We start from the raw sequence: 21,323 nt of genomic DNA on the forward strand, positions 1-21,323 counted from the left end.
CGCGCCCCCGAACCGGCCGGCCCCGGCACCGACCCGGGCCCGGCACGTCAGGGGCGGGTGGTGAGGTAGCCGCCCATGGAGGTGAAGTACTCGGTGGCGGGCAGCTCCCGGCCGTCCTCGGTGCGGACGCGTGTGATGGCCAGGCCGTGGTTGCGGCCCGTCCGGGCGTCGGCGCCGGCGACGATCACCACGCCGTCGCCCTCGCGGTAGAAGATCCGGCCGGGGGTGCCGCCGTAACGGCCCTCCGACACGAACGAGGCCAGGACGTCGAGCCGCTTGCCCTTGTGGAAGGTGTAGGCGCTGGGGTACGGCTCGGACTGGGCGCGCACCAGGCGCTCCAGGTCCTCGGCCGGCCAGCTCCAGTCGATGCGGCTGTCCTCATCGGCGCGCTTGTGGAAGAAGGAGGCCTGGGAGCGGTCCTGCCGTGTGAACTCGGTCTGCCCGGAGGCGATCAGGTCCAGTGCGCCGATGGTGACCGGGGCGATGAGGTCGACGGTCTTGTGGAAGAGGTCGGTCGCGGTGTCCTTCGGGCCGACCGGCACCGCCTCCTGCCGGACGATGTCGCCGGCGTCGAGCTCGTCGTTCATCATGTGCGCGGTGACGCCCACTTCGGGCTCGCCGTTGATGAGCGCCCAGATCAGCGGGGAGAACCCGGCGTACTTCGGCAGCAGCGAGTCGTGCACGTTCAGCGTGCCCCGGCGCGGCAGGCCGAAGATGCGCGGGGGGATCCAGGTGCGCCAGTTGTTGGCCACGATGATGTCCGGGTCGGCCTCCTTGAGGCGCTCGAACAGCTCGTCGTCGTCCGGGCGGTTGCGGATCAGCACCGGGACGCCGTGCTCCTCGGCGAGGTCCGCGACGGAGTCGCTCCAGATCTTCTCGTAGGCGTGCTCGCTCTTGGGGTGGGTCACGACCAGCACCACGTCGTGCTCGGACTCCAGGAGGGCTTGCAGGGTGCGGTGCCCCCAGGTCTGGTAACCGAACATGACGACCCGCATGGGGTTCCTCCTCAGAGCAAGGTGTTGGCCGACGCAAGTAAAGCAAGGCTTACCTTAGTCCGCAACGGGTGGGTGTTCCGCCGCAGTTGAGAGGCCTCGCGGGTTCGGCTGTCCGTTTTGCCCTGTCGACACCCTCGCGGGTTTAGCTTAGGCTCACCTAAGTTCCATGGGGTGCTGCTTCGTCTGCATGCCCATCTTTCGTTCCCTCCACACCTGACACGCGGCTGCCCCGCACGATGGGAGTGACATGTCGCAGGTTCTTCCTGATGACGCATCACCGGTCCATGACCTGATCGGTATCGGCTTCGGGCCGTCCAATGTGGCCATGGCGATCGCGCTCCGCGAGCACAACACCCGCGTCGGCAGGCAGGAGGCGATCACCGCTCACTTCTTCGAGCAGCAGCCCCGCTTCGGCTGGCACCGCGGCATGCTCATCGACGACGCCACCATGCAGGTCTCCTTCCTCAAGGACCTGGTGACGCTGCGGAACCCGGCCAGCGAGTACAGCTTCCTCTGCTACCTGCAGAGCAAGGGCCGGCTGATCGACTTCATCAACCACAAGAACCTGTTCCCGCTGCGCGTGGAGTTCCACGACTACTTCGAGTGGGCCGCCTCCCAGGTCGACGACATGGTCTCCTACGGCCACGAGGTCGTCGGGGTCGCGCCCGTGACCCGGGACGGCGTGGTGGAGTACCTGGAGGTGACCGTCCGCTCGGGCGGCGGCCTGGAGGTGCACCGGGCCCGCAACCTCGTCATCGGCACCGGCCTGCGCCCTCTCATGCCCGAGGGTGTGGAGCGCGGCGAACGCGTCTGGCACAACTCCGAACTCCTGGCACGGGTAGACGAGTTGGAGGGCACCTCGCCGTCCCGGTTCGTCGTCGTGGGGGCCGGCCAGAGCGCCGCCGAGAACGTCGCCTACCTGCACCGCCGCTTCCCCGGGGCCGAGGTCTGCGCCGTCTTCTCCCGCTACGGCTACAGCCCGGCCGACGACAGCAGCTTCGCCAACCGGATCTTCGACCCCCAGGCCGTCGACGACTACTTCGCGGCGCCCGAGGACGTCAAGCGTCGTCTGATGGACTACCACGGCAACACCAACTACTCGGTCGTGGACATCGACCTGATCGACGACCTCTACCGGCAGTCGTACCAGGAGAAGGTCCTCGGCACCGAACGCCTGCGCTTCCTCAACGTCTCCCGCCTCACCGCCGTCAAGGAGACCCCCACCAGCGCCCTGGCGACCGTGAAGTCCCTCGTCACCGGCGAGGAGACCGATCTCGACGCCGACGTCGTGGTCTTCGCCACCGGCTACAGCCCCGCCGACCCCACCGGTCTGCTCGGCGAGGTCGCCGACCGCTGCGTCCGCGACGACGAGGGCCGCGTCCGCGTCGAGCGTGACTGGCGCATCGCGACCGACCCCGCCCTGCGCTGCGGCATCTACCTCCAGGGCGGCACGGAGCACACGCACGGCATCACCTCGTCCCTGCTGTCCAACACGGCCATCAGGGTGGGGGAGATCCTGAACTCGCTCCTCGGACGCGGCTCGGCTCCCACCGCCGACGAGACCCGCACGCTCGCCGACGGCACGGGCAGCGCGGCCCGTCAGTAAGCACCGCGCTCGATCAACTCACCGCTGGCGCAAGGGATAACGTACGTCCACATGGGCACGACTGCTGTGATGGAGCGCCCCGCGCCCGGGGGCTTGGCGAAGACCCGTCGGCGACGGGTCACGGGTCTGGGCATCCTGCTGGCGGTCCTCGTGGTCGCCGCGGCGCTGTCGCTCGCCGTCGGCGCCCGGGCGCTGAGTCCCGCCGAGGTCTGGCACGGGCTCTTCGGGGCCCCGACGTCCGACCAGCGGCTCACGGAGATCCGGCTCATCGTGGAGACCGTACGGGTACCCCGTACGGTGCTCGCGATCGTGGCGGGCATCGCCCTGGGGATCGGCGGAGCGCTCATCCAGGGGTTCACCCGCAACCCGATCGCCGACACCGGCCTGCTCGGCGTGAACACCGGCGCGTCGTTCGCCGTGGTGTCGGTGATCGCGGTCTTCGGGTTCTCCGACCCCTTCCAGTACGTCTGGTTCGCCTTCCTCGGTGCGGCGGTCGCCGGTGTCGTGGTGTTCGGTCTCGCGAGCATCGGCCGTGGCGCCGGCAACCCGCTGACACTGGCCCTGGCCGGGCAGGGGATCACGGTTTTCCTGATGGCGATGACCACGGCGGTCGCGCTGTCGAACCAGGCCTCGCTGAACGCCCTTCGTTTCTGGAACGCGGGCTCCGTGGCCGGCGTCGGCTTCGACGTCATCTGGCCGGTGACCGCGTTCGTCGCCGTCGGCGTGGTGCTGAGCCTGACCACGCTGCCCTCGCTCAACCTGCTCAACCTCGGTGACGACGTGGCGCGGGGGCTCGGCGTGAACATCGCGCTGAGCCGGACCGTCGGCATCACCGCCATCACCCTGCTGGCGGGGGCGGCGACGGCCGCGTGCGGGCCCATCGCCTTCCTCGGCCTCATGGTGGCCCACGTGGCCCGCCACCTGACCGGCCCGGACTACCGCTGGCTGGTGCCCTGCGCCGGACTGCTCGGCGCCGTCGTCCTGCTGGTCTGCGACATCATCGGCCGACTGGTGGTCAGGCCGGGCGAGTTGGACGCGGGCGTCGTCGTGGCGCTCCTCGGTGCCCCCTTCTTCGCGGTGCTGGTCTGGCGCGGAAAGTTCAGGAGCGCATGAACGTGACCGAAGTGAAGCCGTCGTTGCCGCCCGGCGTGCGGCTGGGCCGGGTGTCGTTCTTCTGGCGGCCCTGGCTGGTGGGCGTCTCGCTGATGCTGGCGGCTGCGGCCTTCCTGATCTTCTGCGTGTCCATCGGGGTCGGGGACTTCCCCATCGGCCTGCCGCAGGTCGTCCGCACGCTCCTCGGGCGGGGCGAACAGGTCGACGAATTCGTCATCATGGACCTGCGGATGCCGCGTGCCCTGGCCGGGCTCGTGGTGGGGATCGCGCTCGGGGTGTCCGGGGCGATCACCCAGTCCATCGCCCGCAATCCCCTGGCCAGCCCGGACGTCCTGGGCATCACCACGGGCGCGAGCGCGGTCGCGGTGTTCCTGGTGACGGTGTCGGGCGGGGCCGCCGCGGCCGTGGTCGACACCGTGGGTCTGTCGGCGGCGGCGCTCGCCGGCGGTCTCGGCACGGGGCTGCTGGTCTACTTCCTGGCCTGGCGGCGCGGGATCGACGGCTTCCGGCTCATCCTCATCGGCATCTCGGTGAGCGCGGTGATGGAGGCCATCACCACCTGGCTGCTCGTCACGGCCGACATCAGGGACGTGGCCCAGGCGCAGGCCTGGCTGGTCGGCTCGCTCGACGACCGCTCGTGGGGCGAGGTCCAGGTGGCCCTGTGGGGCACGCTCGCCCTGCTGGTCGTCGTGGCCGCGGTCGCGTTCCAGTTCAAGCCCATGCACTTCGGTGACGAGGTCGCCGCCGGCCTCGGGGTGCGGTACGCGGCCGTGCGGGCGGTCCTGCTGCTGTGCGCGGTGCTGCTGGCCGGTGTGGCGGTGAGTGCGGCGGGCCCGGTCCCGTTCGTCGCGCTGGTCGCCCCGCAGGTGGCGATGCGGCTGGCGCGCTGTCCCACGCCGCCGATGCTGGCCTCGGGCCTGGTGGGCGCGCTGCTGCTGATCGGCTCGGACCTGGTCGCGCGGGCGGTCCTGCCGGTCTCGCTCCCGGTCGGCGTGGTCACCGCCGCGATCGGCGGGCCCTTCCTGGTCTACCTGCTGGTGCGGGCGAACCTCCGGTAGATGTACAAGAGTCAGGTGAACCTAGGCAAGGGGGGACCCGTGGTCGCACAGTCCGTCACCGAGGCCGCGGTCGGCGACGCCTCGCGGCTGGCAGCCCGAGGCGTCACGGTCGGCTACGGCGGCCGGACGGTCATCGACGGCCTCGACGTGGCGATACCGCCCGGGGTCGTCACCACGATCATCGGCCCCAACGGCTGTGGGAAGTCCACCCTGTTGCGGACCCTGTCGCGGCTGCTCAAGCCGACCCGGGGGTCGGTCGTCCTGGACGGCGAGGACATCGGCAGGCTGCGGACCCGGGACGTGGCGAAGAAGCTCGGCCTGCTCCCGCAGGCGCCGGTCGCGCCGGAGGGGCTGACGGTGGCCGACCTGGTCGCCCGGGGCCGGCACCCGCACCAGAGCTGGCTGCGGCAGTGGTCCTCGGACGACGCCGAGGTCGTGGAGCGGGCGCTCGCCATGACCGGTGTGGCCGACCTGGCCGACCGCCCCGTCGACTCGCTCTCCGGCGGGCAACGGCAGCGCGTGTGGATCTCCATGACACTGGCTCAGGGCACCGATCTGCTGCTCTTGGACGAGCCGACGACGTATCTGGACCTGGCGCACGCGGTCGACGTCCTCGACCTGGTCGACGATCTGCACGAGTCGGGCTGCACCGTCGTCATGGTGCTCCACGACCTCAACCTCGCCGTGCGCTACAGCGACCACCTCGTCGTGATGCGGGAGGGGTCGATCCTCGCCCAGGGCCATCCGCACGACGTCGTCACCGCCGAACTGCTCCACGAGGCCTTCGGGTTGCGCGCCCAGGTGATCGACGACCCGGTGGGGGACCGGCCCTTGATCGTGCCGATCGGGCGGACGCACGTGCGTCCGGACACGTCCCGATAAAGAGTAGAGGTAAGGCTAGGCTAACCTCACTCCATCACGATAAGGTTTGCCTGCCCTTTAGGCGAGGGTGCAGTGAACTAGCGCGAAAGCAAGGGGTTTTGGATGCTCCTCCATCGAACGACGTCCCGGAAGCCATGGCGGCGGCTGGCGGCGGTCGTGTCCGCGGCCGCCCTCGGCGTCGGTCTCCTCGCGGGATGCGGTTCCGACTCGGCGGACACGGCGGACAGCAAGAACGAGGGCACCCAGTCCGCGGAGGCCGGTGCGTTCCCGGTCACCGTGGAGCACGCGTTCGGATCCACGAAGGTCGAGAAGGCACCCCAGCGGGTCGTCTCCGTCGGCTACACCGACGACCAGACCATCCTGGCCTTCGGAATCAAGCCCGTCGGCATGGTCGACCAGTACCCCAACCCGCCGGGCAAGTCCCCCGACATCAACACCCAGTGGCCGTGGGTGAAGGACAACTGGGGTGACACCAAGCCCGAGGTCATCATGAAGAACGGCGACTCCGGTCCCAACTACGAGAAGATCGCGGCCCTGCGGCCCGACCTGATCGTCGCGGTCTACTCCGAGATCGACCAGGCCGGCTACGACAAGCTCTCCAAGATCGCTCCCACGGTGGCCCGCACCAAGGGCGAGAAGGAGCCCTTCAGCGCCCCCTGGCAGGACAACGCCCTGCACATCGCCAAGGCCCTCGGCAAGGCGGACGAGGGCCAGAAGATGGTCGACGACATCCAGGGCCAGCTGGACACGGCCAAGAAGGAGCACCCGGAGCTCGGCAAGCAGACCGCCGTCGCGCTGTCCTGGTACGAGAACTCCGTGGCGCCGTTCACCTCCACCGACGTGCGCGGCCGGCTCGTCTCGGGCATCGGCTTCAAGTACCAGACCGGGATCGACAAGGTCGCCGGGGGCAGCTTCTACACCAAGCTCTCGCCCGAGCGCATCGACCTCGTCGACGTCGACCACATCTTCGTCATCAACGACAAGGCCGACACCGAGGCCCTGAAGAAGTTCAAGCTGTTCGCCAACCTCGACGCGGTGAAGAAGGGCAACGTGTCCTACCTCCTCGACAGCGAGGGACCGGCCGTCGGCGCGGCCATCTCCCAGGGCACCCTGCTGTCCATGCCGTACGCGATCGACGAGCTCGTCAAGTCGGTCGAGTAGGGAAGTGAGCACCACCGACACGCGCGTCGCCCCGGCGACCCTGCGCACGACGACCGGACGCGAGGCCGCCCGCTGGGTCGCGGGACACTGCCGTGCCATGCCCGGACTCTCGGCCGCGACCGTGCTCACCACGGTCGCGGGGGCGGCGCTCCAGGTGCTCCCGGTGCTCCTGCTCGGCCGGGTGGTCGACGGGGTCGTCGGGGGCGAGGACCGTTCGGTCCTGGTCACGATCGGGGTGCTGATCGGTGCCGCCGCGCTGCTCGGCGCGGCGGCCACCGCGGTCTCCACCTACCTGATCGGACGGCTGGGCGCGGATCTGCTCGCGCGGCTGCGCGAAGGCGCCGTCCGGGCGGTGCTCGGGATGCCGAGCACCCGGATCGAGCAGGTGGGCCGGGGAGACGTGCTCTCCCGGGTCGGTGACGACGTGGCCGTCATCTCCAAGGGCATCCGCACGGCCGTCCCCACGGTGTTCTCGGCGGGCGTGCTGGTCGTCATCGCGACGCTCGGCATGTTCGGGCTCGACTGGCGGCTCGGTCTGGCCGGTGCCGGCGCGCTGCCCGCGTACGCGCTGGCGCTGCGCTGGTACCTGCCCCGGTCGGCCCCGCTGTACCGCAAGCAGCGCGTGGCCCAGGCCGACCGTGCCCAGGCGTTCATCAGCGGCCTCAACGGCATCGACACGGTCCGCGCCTACCGTCTGGAGGGCGCCTTCCGCGAGAAGGTCACCTCCGAGTCGTGGCGGGTGCGTGAACTCGGTATCGAGGTGTTCCGGTTCTTCGGCCGGTTCGTCGGCCGGGAGAACCGCGCCGAGTTCATCGGTCTGGTCCTGATCCTCGTGGTGGGGTACGCGCTGCTGGAGGCCGACGCGGCCAGCCTGGGTGAGGTGTCGGCGGCCCCGCTGCTGTTCCACCGGCTGTTCACCCCGCTGGGCGCCATCATGTTCACCTTCGACGAGGCGCAGAAGTCGGGCGCGAGCCTGACGCGGCTGGTCGGGGTGCTGGGGGAGTCCGCCGAGGAGCGGCTGGTCGGCGACGAGTCCGTCACCACGGCCGGTGCCGGGGCGTACCCGGTGACGGTCGAGGGGCTGACGTTCCGTTACCCCGGCTCGGAGGAGCCGGTGCTGCGGGACGTGGACCTGACGATCCCGGCGGGTGGGTCCCTCGCCCTGGTCGGCGCCACGGGCGCGGGCAAGACGACCCTGGCCGCGCTGATCGCCGGCATCGGCACCCCGGAGGCCGGCTCGGTGCGCATCGGGACGACGGATCTCTCCGGCCTGGACGAGGCCGGGGCGCGGGCCCTGGTGAGCATCCTGACGCAGGAGACACATGTGTTCTCCGGCCCGCTCGCCGACGACCTGCGGCTGTCCGCGCCGGGGGCGTCGGACACGGAGCTGCTGGACGCGCTGCGCACTGTCGGCGCCGAGGGCTGGGTGGCCGCGCTGCCCGACGGGCTGAACACCCCGGTGGGTGAGGGCGGTGAGCGCCTGGACGTCACCAAGGTCGCCCAGATCGCCCTGGCGCGGCTGGTCCTGGGCCGGGCGCCGGTGGTGGTGCTCGACGAGTCGACCGCGGAGGCCGGCAGCGAGGGCGCCGCCGAGCTGGAGCGGGCCGTACTGGCCGCGTGCGAGGGCCGGACCACGCTGTTCGTGGCGCACCGGCTGACCCAGGCGATGGCCGCTGACCGGATCGCCGTGCTCGACGCGGGACGCGTCGTGGAGCAGGGGACGCATGAGGAACTGGTGGCTCTGGGCGGCCGGTACGCACGACTGTGGCGGGCCTGGCGAGAGGGTAGTTAGGCAACCCTAATTTAGGTTAGCCTAACTCCACATTCTGGAAGGGACGCTGAGTCTTCGATGTTGCAACCGCGCGCTCGTCTCGCACTGCTTTCCCCCACGCGCCTGGCCGATGTGCGCCGGCGGATCGGCGACTACCCGGACAGGACCATCACCGAGGCCTGCGCCATCGGCCTGTCGTACTGGGCGACCGGCGCCGGCCCCGAGGGCATCGACCTCACCCCGGGCACGCTCTTCGCCGACGTCCTCGGCTGGGTCGACAACGGCGGTCGTGCGCCCGAGAGTTGGGAGGTCGCCCCCGACGGACGCGGTATCACCGTCCCCGACGGTGTCACACCCGAGGACGCGCAGCTCGCGCTGGACGACCTGGCCGACTTCCCGGACCGGCCGCTCGGCACCATCGGCCCTTCCAGCGTCACGGCCAGACTCCGGACCCTGGCCGAGTGGAACGACAACCGGGCCGACCGGGTCCGCCCCACCATCGTGGAGATGTTCCACGAGCAGGCGCTCGCCCGGCCGGACGCCGTGGCCGTCGTCGACGAGCACCGCACCCTGACCTACCGTGAAGCGGCAGAGCGGGCAGGTCAGTTGGCCCACCACCTGCTCGCCCGCGGACTCGGCGCCGAGCAGGTCGTGGGCATCTCCCTGGCCCGCTCCGCCGACATGGTCGTCGGGCTGCTCGCCGTGCTCCAGGCCGGATGCGCCTTCGTGCCGCTCGACCCGCAGTGGCCCGCCGCGCGCCGGGCCGTCGTCATCGAGGACGCCCGGGTCGTCCTCCAGCTCAACGCCTCCGGCGAGCACGACCCGGCCGAACCGGACGCCGTGGCCGTCGACCTCGGCGACTGGCGGTACGGCTCGTACCCGGCCGAGGGGCCCGGCGTCACCGTCCCCGGCGACGCACTGGCCTACGTGATCTTCACCTCCGGATCCACCGGACGGCCCAAGGGCGCGATGATCCGGCACGAGGCGATCAGCGAGCGCCTGCTGTGGCAGGTCGACGAGATCCTCGGCTTCGGACACGACGACGCCTCCCTGTTCAAGGCGCCGCTGTCCTTCGACATCTCCATCAACGAGATCTTCCTGCCGCTGGTGTGCGGCGGCCGGCTCGTCGTCCTGCGGCCCGGCGGCGAACGCGACCCGCACCACCTGCTGAGCGTCATCGCCGAACAGCGCGTCACCTTCACGTACCTGGTGTCGTCCATGCTCGACGTGCTGCTGGAGATGGCCGGCGACTCAGGCCGCCTGGACAGCCTCCGGCACGTGTGGTGCGGCGGCGAGGTGCTCACCCCCGAGCTGTACGAGCGGTTCCGCACCAAGCTCGACAACATCCCCATGTACCACGGCTACGGCCCTGCCGAGACGACCATCGGCGTCTCGCACGTCATCTACCGGGGCGCCGCGGAACGCCTGTCGACCTCCATCGGCAAGGCCAACCCCAACACCCAGCTCTACGTCCTGGACGACGAACTGCGCCCGGTCCCGGTCGGTGTCGGCGGTGAACTCTACGTAGGCGGCTTCCTCCTGGGCCGCGGCTACGTCAACGCTCCGGGCCTGACCGCCTCCCGCTTCGTCGCCAACCCCTTCGCCGACGACGGCTCCCGCCTCTACCGCACCGGCGACCTCGCCCGCTTCGCCCCCGACGGATCGCTGGACTTCCTCGGCCGCGCCGACAACCAGATCAAGATCCGCGGCATGCGCCTGGAGATCGAGGACGTCGAGGTCGGTCTCGCCGAACACCCGCGCGTACGGCACACCTGTGTCGTCGCGAGGAAGAACGCGGCCGGCGGCACCTACCTCGTCGGCTACGTCATACCCGCCGCCGGTGCCGAGGACCTGCGCGCGGACGAGGTCAAGACGTGGGCCGCGGCGCACATGGTCGAGTACATGGTGCCCGCCCACATCGTCGTGCTGGCGGAGTTCCCGCTCACCGCCAACGGCAAGCTCGACCGCAACGCCCTGCCCGAGCCCGTGATCGGGACGGGCTCCCTCGCGCGCCCCGCCACCGACGACGAACGTGCGGTGTGCACCGCCGTGGCAGAGGTGCTGCGCCTCGAAGAGGTCGGCGTCGACCAGGACTTCTTCCAGCTCGGCGGCGACAGCATCCTGGCGATCTCCCTGCTGAGCGCACTGCGCGAGCGGGGCCTGCACGTCACGGCACGGCAGATCTTCACCCACAGCACGGTGGGCGCGCTGGCAGCGGTCGCGAGCCGCGAGGACGTCTCCACCGTCGACCACGCCGACGTCGCCACCGGCACCGTCGTGGGCTCGCCCATCGTGCAGTGGCTCGGTGAGACCACGGACGCCGTCGACGGCTTCGTCCAGTCGGTCGTCCTGAACACCCCGGCGGACCTGACCGCCGACGCCCTCGACACGATCCTCACCGCCCTCGTCGCCCGGCACGACATGCTCCGCGCCCGGCTGGTGCGCGGCGAGCGCTGGAGCTTCGACATCCCCGACGCCGACCGGGCCGTGCCCGCCCCGCAGCAGAGCGACCTGCCGCTCGACGAGTGCGTCGCCCTGGCCACCGCCGGCCTGGACCCCGCGAACGGCGTGATGCTCCGGGCCGTCTGGCGCCCTGCTGCCCGCCAACTCGTCCTCGTCGCCCACCACGTGGTCGTCGACGGCATCTCCTGGCGCGTCCTGATGGACGACCTGGCCACCGCCTGGCGGCAGTTCGGCTCGGGCGAACCCGTCGAACTCCCGCCGGTGGGCACCTCGTTCCGGCGCTGGACCCAGCTGCTGGAACGCGCCGCGTTCGACGCCGACAGCACCTACTACCGGCGCCGCCTGCCCGGTGAGGACCAGCCGCTGGCCCGCCGAGCCCTGTCCGGGACCGACACCGTCGCGAACGAGCGCCTGCGGACCGTCTCGGTCGGCCCGGAAGTCACGGCCGCACTGCTGACCGAGATCCCCGCGAAGTTCCACGCCGGCGTCAACGACGTGCTGCTCACCGCGCTCGCCGTCGCCCTCGCCCGACGGCGCCGCGACCTCGGCCAGGACCAGACCTTCGCCCACATCGAACTCGAAGGCCACGGCCGCGAAGGGCAGTTCGTCGCCCAGTCGGCCGGCTTCGAACCGGAACTGTCGCGCACGATCGGCTGGTTCACCACCCTCTTCCCGGTGACCGTGGACCCCGGCACGGCGCCCGACCTCACCACGCCCGAGTACCTGACCGCCGCGCTCAAGGCGGTCAAGGAGGACCTCGCCCGGGTACCGGACAACGGCGTCTCCTACGGCGCCCTGCGCTACCTCGCCCACAGCGAGTTCGACGCGCCCGCCCCCCAGGTGCTCTTCAACTACCTCGGCCGCTTCGCCGCCGGCGCCCCCGGCGACTGGCAACTCGCCGGCACCACCGGCCAGCTGGGCGAGAAGCGTGACCCCAGGATGCGCCTGCCGCGCGCCCTGGAGTTCAACGCGATCGCCGAACCCGACGCCTCCGGCGCGTACGAGCTGGTCACCACCATCTCCTGGCCCGACGGCCTGTTCACCGACGCCGACATCACGGCCCTGGGCGACTACTTCCGCACGGCCCTGGCCGGACTCGCCGCGCTCGACCAGGGCGGCCACTCGCCCAGCGACTTCCCGCTGGTGCCCCTCACCCAGGCCGACGTCGACGCCCTGGACGGCCCCTCGCTGCGGGACGTCCTGCCGCTGACCCCGCTCCAGGAAGGCCTCTACTTCCACTCGGTCTTCGACGACGACTCCGCGGGCGCCTACGTCGAACAGCAACTGCTCACGCTGGACGGCGAGGTGGACGCCGACCGGCTCGCCGCGGCGGCCACCCGGCTGCTCACCCTCTTCCCGAACCTGGCCGCGCGCTTCACGGCGCTGGCCGACGGCCGCGTGGTCTCCGTCCTGGAGAACGGCGCCGAGGCCCCCTTCACCACTCTGGACCGTCCCGGCATCACCGACGAGGAGATAGGTGACCTCGCCGAACGGGACCGCCGCAGCGGCTTCGACCTGGCCACCGGCCCCCTCATGCGGTACACGCTCGTCCGCGCCGGCTCCGGACGGAACGTCCTGGTGCAGACCGTGCACCACATCATCGCCGACGGCTGGTCCGTGCCGCCCATGCTCCGCGCGCTGCTCGCCGAGTACCACGCCCCGGGCACCGTCCACCCGACCGGCGGTTTCGCCGACTACGTCCACTGGCTCGCCGGCCGCGACGCCGACGAGAGCGACCGTGTCTGGCGCGAGGAACTCGCCGGACTGCCCGGCCCCTCGCTGGTCGCCGAGGGGCACACCCCCTCCGACCGGTTCGCCGACATCGCCGTGGAGCCCGAGGGCGACATCGACGCCGCCGCCCGCGAGGCCGGTGTGCCGCTGAGCGTCGCCGTGCACAGCGCCTGGGCCGTCACCCTCGGCGGCATCCTCCAGGTCCGGGACGTGGTGTTCGGCTCCACGGTCTCCGGCCGCGACGCCGACGTGCCCGGCATCGGGGACATGGTGGGCCTGTTCATCAACACCGTTCCGGTACGCGCCGGCTGGGCCTCCGGCACCACGGCGGGCGACCTGCTCACCTCGGTGCGGGACCACCAGAGCGCCGTCCTGCCCCACCAGCACGTCTCCCTGGCGCGCATCGGCCGCCAGGCCGGCGCCGGCTCCCTCTTCGACACGCTCGTGGTGTTCGACGTGGCCACCGACGTGACCTCACTCCGGCGCCCCGGCGACACCCTGACCATCACGGACCTCGTCAACGAGGGCGCCCCGCACTACCCGCTGACCCTGGTGGTCGAGCGCGCACTCGACGGCCGCCCCCGCTTCAACCTCATCCACGACGGCGAACTGCTGGGCGAGACGACCGCCCGGACGATCCTGGACACGTTCACCCGGACCCTGACCGGCCTGCTCACCCACCCGGACACCCCGGTCGACGACCTGGCGCACCGGAGCGAGCGGCGTCCCGCACCCATCACCCCGGCCACCCTGGGCGCACTGTTCGACACCGCCGCCCGCCGCGACCCGGCGGCCACCGCCGTCACCCAGTGCGGCCTCGACGGCGTCACCCGCTCCCTGACCTACGGCGAACTGTCCGGCCGCAAGGACGACCTGGCCGCCGCCCTGCGCGCCGCCGGGGTCGGCCCGGGCAAGCGGGTCGCCGTGGCCGTCCCGCGCTCCCTGGAACAGGTCGTCGCCCTGGTCGCGATCGTCAGCGCGGGCGGCGCGTACGTCCCGCTGGACCTGGCCTACCCGGACGAACGGCTGGAGTACATCCTCGCCGACGCCGCCCCGCAGGTCGTCCTCGTCGACCCGGACCAGCGCGACCGCTGCACCGAACTCCTGACCCGGGCCGGTGTGGCCGCCCGCGTGCTGGTGCAGGGCGAAGAACCCCCGGCCGCCCCCACGGAGCCCGCCCCCGAGCCCGACTGGCACACCCCGGCCTATGTGATCTACACGTCCGGTTCGACCGGCCGCCCCAAGGGTGTCGTCGTCCCGCACTCCAGCGTGGTGAGCCTGCTCGCCAACACCCGCCCCGACATGGACTTCGGCCCGGACGACGTCTGGGTCCAGTTCCACTCCTTCTCCTTCGACTTCGCCGTCTGGGAGCTGTGGGGCGCGCTGGTGCACGGCGGTGAGCTGCTGGTGCCCGACTACGGGCTGACGCGCTCCCCGGTCGACTTCCACCGGCTGGTCCGGGAGCGCGGCGTGACCGTGCTCAACCAGACCCCCTCGGCCTTCTACCAGTTCATCGAGGCGGACCGGCTCGCCGGCGAACCGCTGCCCGCGCTGCGCCGGATCATCTTCGGCGGCGAGGCACTGGACCTCGGGCGGCTGCGCGGCTGGGTCGAGCGGCACGGCACGGCCGCCCCCGAGCTGGTCAACATGTACGGCATCACCGAGACCACCGTGCATGTCACCCACCGGGTGCTGACCGACGACGACTTCGGCCACGGCGACGACGTCAGCCCCATCGGCGGCCCGATCCCCGGCCTGGTGACCTACGTGCTCGACGACCGGCTCCGCCCGGTGCCGCCGGGCCGGGAAGGCGCCATCTACGTCGCCGGCGACCAGGTGTCCCTCGGCTACCTGGGCAGGCCCGGGCTCACGGCGGGCCGCTTCGTGGCCAACCCGTTCACGGCCGACGGCTCCCGCATGTACCACACGGGCGACCTCGCGATCCGCACCCTCGACGGTGAGCTGGTCTTCACCGGCCGCGCCGACGACCAGGTTCAACTCAAGGGATTCCGTATCGAGTTGGGCGAGGTGGAGTCCGCGATCCGCGGGTTCGCCGGTGTGGTCGACGTGGCCGTCACGGTGGCGGACACCGGGGATCACCTGGTGGCGCACGTGGTGGGCAGCGTGCCGGGTGATCTCGAGGTCCGGCTGGCGGAGAAGCTGCCCGTTCACATGATCCCGGGCAGGATTCTCACGACCGATGCCCTACCGCTGACGGTGAACGGCAAGTTGGATCGAAAGGCGCTGGTGGAGCGTGCCCTCGGGGGCGCGGGGCTGTATCGATGTGCGGCTCCGCCGCGGGGCGCGACAAGCCACAACGCACCCGCAGACGAAACCACCGCGGTAGCCGCACTCACCAAGATCTTCACCGAGACGCTGCCCGGCGCCTCCGTCGACGCCGACACCGACTTCTTCCGCGCCGGAGGCGACAGCATCATCGCCATCACGGTCGTGAACAGGGCCCGCTCCCTCGGACTGCCCATCGCGCCGAAGGACGTCTTCCTGCTCAAGACCCCCCGCGCACTCGCCGAACACCTGGGCACCCACACACCCCAGACCTCTCAGGCCCCCACCCGCCGCGAGGACGGCCCCCTCACCCCCACCCCGATCATCCTCCGCCAACGCGAACTCGGCGGCTCCCTCACCCGCTTCGCCCAGGCCAGGACCCTCCAGGCCCCCGAAGGCACCGGCTACGCCGACGCCGTACGCGCCGCGAACGCCGTGGTCGCCGCCCACCCCACCCTGCGGCTGAGGCTCCGCACAGAGCACGGCGTGTGGAACCTCCGCACCGAACCCGCCCGCGACGTCACCGTCGTGCGCCCGGACACCACCGACGCGACAGCCGTAGCCGACGAGGCCGCCGGGCAACTCGACCCCGAATCCGGCGAGATGATCGCCGTCGCGTGGCTGGAGGCGAGCCGCACCCTCGTCGTGACCGTCCACCACCTCGCCGTCGACGCGGTCTCCTGGCTGATCCTGCTCGACGACCTGGCCACGGCCCTGCGCGGCGAGCCCCTCGCCCCTCCGACCACTTCGTACGCCGAGTACGCCGAAGCCCTGACGCTCCGTGCGACCCAGGGCCCTGACGACCTCGACCGCTGGGTCACCACCCTCCAGGCTCCCGAACTGCTCCCGCTCACCGGAGCGTTGCGCAAGACGACGGTGGTACTCGCGCCGGACGTGAGCGGCAGCGTCACCCGTACCGCCCCCGCCGCACTCGGCATCGGCCTCACCGAGCTGCTGTGCGGCGCCCTGCGCACCGCGCTGACCCGGATCCAGCCGTCGCCCACCGACCTGGCGATCGACCTGGAGCGCCACGGCCGGGTCCCGGTCCTCGAACAGCACGACTACACCCGTACGGTCGGCTGGTTCACCTCCATCGCACCCGTACGGCTCACCCCGCACACCGACCCCGTCGCGGCCGCGCGCGAGGTCGTGGAGCGTCAGCCGGACGAGGACGGGCACGTCGCCTACGGCAGGCTCAGGTACCTCAACCCGCAGACGGCCCCACTGCTGACCGCCCGCCCCCAGGTGCTGTTCAACTACCTCGGCCGGGGCAGCGAGTCCCAGGCGCCGCACCTCACCGAAGGCGACCAGGGCAGCCCGTACGCCGTCGAGGTCAACGCGTGGACCGACGAGGCCACCGGCAGTCTGCTCGCCGAGTTCGTCCTCGCCGAGGGCGTCCCCGACGAGATCACCGAGCACTGGCAGCACGCGCTCCGGCACCTCGCGGACGCCGCGACGACGGCCGAGCGCACCGCTCCGGTCACCCCGCTCCAGCGCGGCCTGTTCTTCCAGGCCCAGCTGGCGGGTTCGGCCGGACACTACGTCGCGCAGAACTGGTTCACCTTCGACCGGCGGCTGGACACCGGCGCGCTGGCCGCGGCCATGTCCCACGTGATCGCCCGGCACCCGGTCGTCGGCGCCGGCTTCGGCACCGACGACGACGGAAACCCGGTGCAGCTCCTCAGGGCGGGCCGCGAGGTCGACGTCCGTACGATCGCCCTGGCGACGGACGCCGAGGTCGACGCCCTGCGCGCCCGGGACCGCGACACGGGCTTCGACCCGGGTGAGCCCCCGCTGATCCGGCTGACCGTGGTGCACCTGCCCGGCGACCGCGACGGCCTCCTGCTCAGCTACCACCTGCTCCTGTGGGACGGCTGGTCCCGGGAGATCGTGCTGAGGGACCTCTTCGACGCCTACCGCGCCGTCCTCGCGGGCGAGCCCCTCGACCCGGCACCGGCCGCCCCGAGCTTCGAGGAGCACGCCCGGGCGCTCGCCGCCAAGGACCCGGCGGTGTCGGAGCGCTTCTGGGCCGGCCACCTGGCCGGTCTTCCCGGACCGACCCTGCTCGCCGGACCGGCACCGTCCTTCTCGGACGACCTGCCCGAGGCCCTCGTGCACACGCTGTCCGCCGAGCAGTCAGCGCTCGTCCGGGAAGCGGCCCGGGTGCACGGCGTCACCCTGAACTCGGTGCTGACCGGCGCGTTCGGTCTGCTGCTCGGCGCGCACACCGGCCGGAGCGACGCCGTGTTCGGCGTGACCGTCTCGGGCCGCGACGGCGAGGGGCTGTCCGGCATCGTCGGCGTACTGCTCAACACCGTGCCCATGTGGACCAGGGCCCGCCCGGACGACACGGTCCGCGCCTACCTGTCGTCCGTCCAGGCGGTCCGGGTCGAGGCGATGGAGCACGAGCACCTCGGGCTCGGCGAGATCCAGCGGGCCAGCGGGCACGACACCCTGTTCGACAACCTCTTCGTGCTCCAGAACTTCCTGGACATGGACGCCTTCGCCGAGATGAACGCCCGGCACGGCATCACCTCGGTCAAGGCGGACGACTCCACGCACTACCCCTTCACCTGGGTCGTCACCCCCGGCGAGCGGCTCACGGTCAAGCTGGAGTACCGCGACGGTGACACGGGCAACGCCCGCCGTCTCCTGGACGACTACCTGAGCGTGCTGGAGGACGTGGCCAGGGCGACCGGGCCCGTCGGCGCCCTGCGGGGCCTGGGGCCGGTGCCCGAGCCGGGGGAGCGCACCGATGTCGGAACCGACACCGTCGTCGACCGGTTCGACCGGGCCGCCGACCGCGATCCGCAGCGGGTGGCGCTCGTCGCCCACGGCGCGACGATGACGTTCGCCGAACTCCGGGACCGCAGCCGGACGGTGGCCGGAGTGCTCGCCGCGCGCGGCATCGGCCCCGAGACGACCGTCGGGCTCGCGATCCCGCGCTCCCTCGACTGGATCGTGGCCCTGTTCGCCGTCCTGCGGGTCGGCGCCGCCTACGTGCCGCTGGAACTGGACCACCCGGACGAGCGGATCGCCGCCATCGTCGAGGACGCCGGGCCGGACGTGACCCTCACCGTGAGCGGTGTGTCGCCCCGGCTGACCGGCGAGCTGATCGAACTCGACCGGCCGCTTCCCGAGACCGAGCCCTATCAGACGTTCGCGCCGGACGACCCCCACCGGCTGCGGCACCCCGCGTACACGATCTACACCTCCGGATCCACCGGCAAGCCCAAGGGCGTGGTGACCGAGTACGCCGGGCTCACCAACATGCTGATCAACCATCAGCGCCGGATCTTCGAGCCGGTGCTGGCCGAGCACGGCCACCGGGTCTTCCGGATCGCGCACACCGTGTCGTTCGCCTTCGACATGTCGTGGGAGGAGCTGCTGTGGCTCGCCGACGGCCACGAAGTGCACATCTGCGACGAGGAGTTGCGCAGGGACGCGCCCCGGCTGGTCGAGTACTGCCTGGAGCACGGGATCGACGTCGTCAACGTGACCCCGACCTACGCCCAGCAACTGGTGGCCGAGGGCCTGCTCGACAACCCGGACCGGCGACCGGCGCTGGTGCTGCTCGGCGGTGAGGCCGTCACACCGACGCTGTGGCAGCGGCTCGCCGACACCGAGGGCACGGTCGGCTACAACCTGTACGGACCCACCGAGTACACCATCAACACCCTCGGCGTCGGCACCTTCGAGTGCGCGGACCCGGTGGTGGGCGTCGCCATCGACAACACGGACGTGTACGTCCTGGACCCGTGGCTGCGACCCCTGCCGGACGGCGTCCCCGGTGAGCTGTACGTCTCGGGCATCGGCATCGCACGCGGCTACCTCGGGCAGCCCGCCCAGAGTGCGCACCGCTTCGTCGCCTGTCCGTTCGGTGAGCCCGGCGAGCGCATGTACCGCACCGGCGACCTGGTGGTGCGCCGGCCGGACGGCAACCTGATGTACTTGGGCCGCACCGACCAGCAGGTCAAGATCCGCGGCCACCGGGTCGAACTCGGCGAGGTCGAGGCCGTGTTCGCAGCCCACCCGGCCGTACGGTTCGCCGCCGCGGTCGCCCAGCCCGACCCGCAGGTCGACGGCGCCCACCGGCTGGCCGCCTACCTGGTCCTGGACGGGGCGGACCTGGCGACCGTCGCCGCCGAAGTGGGCGCCGGACTGCCGGACTTCCTGCGGCCCACGCACTACGCCCAGGTCGACAGCATCCCGCTCACGGTGAACGGGAAGGCTGACACCAAGGCACTGCCCGAGGCCAAGCCGCTGGGCGCGCTGACCACGGTGGGGGAGCGGGGGCCCGAGACCGAGACCGAGACCGTGGTGTGCGAGTACTTCGCCGAGGCACTGGATCTGGACGACGACGAGGTGAGCGCGGTGAGCGACTTCGTGTCCCTGGGAGGACACTCCATGCTGGCGGTACGGCTCGTCGGGCTGCTCCGCCGCGAGTACGGTCCCGTGATCACGATCCGCGATCTGTTCACCCTGCGAACCCCGGAAGCGATTGCCCGCCACCTCGATGACAACTGACACGAAGCGGCCCCGTGAAGGGGCCGCCATCCTCCGCACCGCCCTGCGCCGCAACATCGGCGCCATGGTCTGGGGCACCCTCCTCATGGGCCTCTACCAGGCCGGTGAGACGGCCTTCCCCATCGCGCTCGGCCTGATCGTCGAGCACACGATGCGGGACGGCCGCAGTATGCAGGCGCTCGCCCTGTCGATCGGCGCGCTGGCCGTGATCATCACGACGGTGTCGCTGTCGTGGCGGTTCGGCATGCGGATCCTCCAGAAGGCCAACACGACCGAGGCACACCGCTGGCGGGTGAAGGTCGCGGCCTGCGGCCTCCAGCCCGTGGCCCGGGACGTCGACCTCAAGTCCGGCGAGGTGCTGACCATCGCCACCGAGGACGCGGACCAGACCGCCGACATCATCGAGGTGGTGCCGCTGCTGATCAGCTCGCTCGTCGCGGTGCTGGTCGCGGCGGTCGCACTGGGCCTGGCCGACATCCGGCTCGGTCTGCTGGTGATCGTGGGCACCGTCGCGATCCTGTCGGTCCTCAGCGTGATGTCGAAGCGGATCGGCAGCAGCACCCAGGAGCAGCAGGCCCGGGTGGCGCGGGCGGGCGCGAAGGTCGCCGACCTGATCACCGGCCTGCGCCCGCTGCACGGCTTCGGCGGCAACCACGCGGCGTTCCGGTCCTACCGGAAGGTCAGCACGGAGGCGAAGCACCAGTCGATCACCGTGGCCAAGGTGAACGGCGCCTACGCGGGGACCGCGCTGGCCCTCAACGCCGTCCTCGCCGGCGCGGTGACCCTGACGGCGGGTTGGCTGGCGTTCGAAGGCCGGATCACCGTCGGGGAACTCGTCATGGCCGTCGGCCTGGCGCAGTTCATCATGGAGCCGCTCAAGCTGTTCTCGGAGATGCCCAAGTACGTGATGATCGCGCGGGCCTCGGCCGAGCGGATGGCGCTGGTGCTGTCGGCCCCGCCGGTCATGACCCCGGGCTCCGCACACCCGTCCCCGGGCGGCGACCTGGAGATCGACTGCGTCCGCCACGGCACCCTGACCGACCTGACGTTCCGGGTGAAGGCGGGGGAGTTCGTCGTCATCGCCCCCTACCAGCCCCGCGCGGCGGCCGACCTCGCCGCCGTCCTGGCCGTGCGCGTCCCGCCCGCCGCGTACGGGGGGACGGTACGGATCGGCGGCCGGGAGCTGGCGGACCTCTCGGTGGAGGGCGTCCGCGAGCACATGCTGGTCAACCCGTACGACGGGGAGATCTTCGCGGGCACCCTCCGCACGAACATCGACCCCTCGGGCACCAGCCGGACGGTCCCCGACGCCGTCGAGGCGTCCATGCTGACGGACGTCGTGGCCCTGCACCGCGAGGGCCTCGACTACGGCGTCCGCGACCGGGGCGCCAACCTCTCCGGAGGCCAGCGGCAACGCCTGTCCCTGGCCCGTGCCCTGGCCGCCGACACCGACGTCCTCGTACTGCACGACCCGACGACGGCGGTGGACGCGGTCACCGAGCAGCTCATCGCGCGCAACGTGGCGAAACTGCGCCGGGGCCGCACGACGATCGTCATCACCAGCAGCCCGGCCTTCCTGGACGCGGCGGACCGGGTGCTGGTCCTGGACGACGGAGTCATCACCGCGGAGGACACCCACCGCAACCTGCTGGCAAGAAACCAGGAGTACTGCTCGGCGGTGGCACGCTGACGTCTCAAGGGGGCAGGGGAACCGTCCCCAGGGACGCGGG

Annotated in this window: 9 protein-coding genes; 8 read left to right on the forward strand and 1 reads right to left on the reverse strand. The window is 71.5% G+C overall.

Annotated features, from left to right (window positions below):
- Positions 1-47: 47 nt before the first annotated feature.
- Entirely contained in the window at positions 48-995 is a 948-nt protein-coding gene (locus AB0E85_RS30790) for a formyltransferase family protein (RefSeq protein ID WP_361933966.1), read from the reverse strand.
- Between the two features lie 247 nt (positions 996-1,242).
- On the opposite strand from AB0E85_RS30790, the gene AB0E85_RS30795 reads away from it, so the two are divergent.
- The 8 genes from AB0E85_RS30795 to AB0E85_RS30830 all read left to right on the forward strand — a co-directional run bounded on the left by AB0E85_RS30795 (position 1,243) and on the right by AB0E85_RS30830 (position 21,283).
- A complete protein-coding gene (locus tag AB0E85_RS30795; protein ID WP_361933968.1) occupies positions 1,243-2,601 on the forward strand; it encodes a lysine N(6)-hydroxylase/L-ornithine N(5)-oxygenase family protein in 1,359 nt (452 codons plus the stop codon).
- 51 nt (positions 2,602-2,652) lie between these two features.
- The gene (locus AB0E85_RS30800) at positions 2,653-3,714 is read left to right on the forward strand and encodes an iron ABC transporter permease (protein WP_361933970.1); all 1,062 of its coding nucleotides are present in this window, start codon (positions 2,653-2,655) and stop codon (positions 3,712-3,714) included.
- Positions 3,711-4,772 (forward strand): iron chelate uptake ABC transporter family permease subunit, encoded by a 1,062-nt coding sequence (locus AB0E85_RS30805; RefSeq protein WP_361933973.1) that lies wholly within the window; start codon positions 3,711-3,713, stop codon positions 4,770-4,772. The genes AB0E85_RS30800 and AB0E85_RS30805 overlap by 4 nt, the downstream gene beginning before the upstream one ends.
- Positions 4,773-4,811: 39 nt before the next feature.
- Positions 4,812-5,654 carry an ABC transporter ATP-binding protein gene (locus tag AB0E85_RS30810; RefSeq protein WP_161366157.1) on the forward strand — a complete coding sequence of 281 codons (843 nt, stop codon included), beginning with the start codon at positions 4,812-4,814 and terminating at the stop codon, positions 5,652-5,654.
- A 102-nt stretch (positions 5,655-5,756) separates the two neighbouring features.
- A complete protein-coding gene (locus tag AB0E85_RS30815) occupies positions 5,757-6,815 on the forward strand; it encodes an iron-siderophore ABC transporter substrate-binding protein (protein WP_361933976.1) in 1,059 nt (352 codons plus the stop codon).
- 4 nt (positions 6,816-6,819) lie between these two features.
- Positions 6,820-8,607, forward strand: a complete 1,788-nt coding sequence (locus AB0E85_RS30820) for an ABC transporter ATP-binding protein (protein WP_361933979.1) — start codon at positions 6,820-6,822, stop codon at positions 8,605-8,607.
- Between the two features lie 57 nt (positions 8,608-8,664).
- Positions 8,665-19,593 (forward strand): amino acid adenylation domain-containing protein, encoded by a 10,929-nt coding sequence (locus tag AB0E85_RS30825; RefSeq protein WP_361933981.1) that lies wholly within the window; start codon positions 8,665-8,667, stop codon positions 19,591-19,593.
- A complete protein-coding gene (locus AB0E85_RS30830) occupies positions 19,583-21,283 on the forward strand; it encodes an ABC transporter ATP-binding protein (protein ID WP_361933984.1) in 1,701 nt (566 codons plus the stop codon). Before AB0E85_RS30825 ends, AB0E85_RS30830 begins: the two co-directional genes overlap by 11 nt.
- Positions 21,284-21,323: the final 40 nt, after the last annotated feature.

Source organism: Streptomyces sp. NPDC029044, from assembly GCF_040637495.1.
GTDB lineage: Bacteria > Actinomycetota > Actinomycetes > Streptomycetales > Streptomycetaceae > Streptomyces.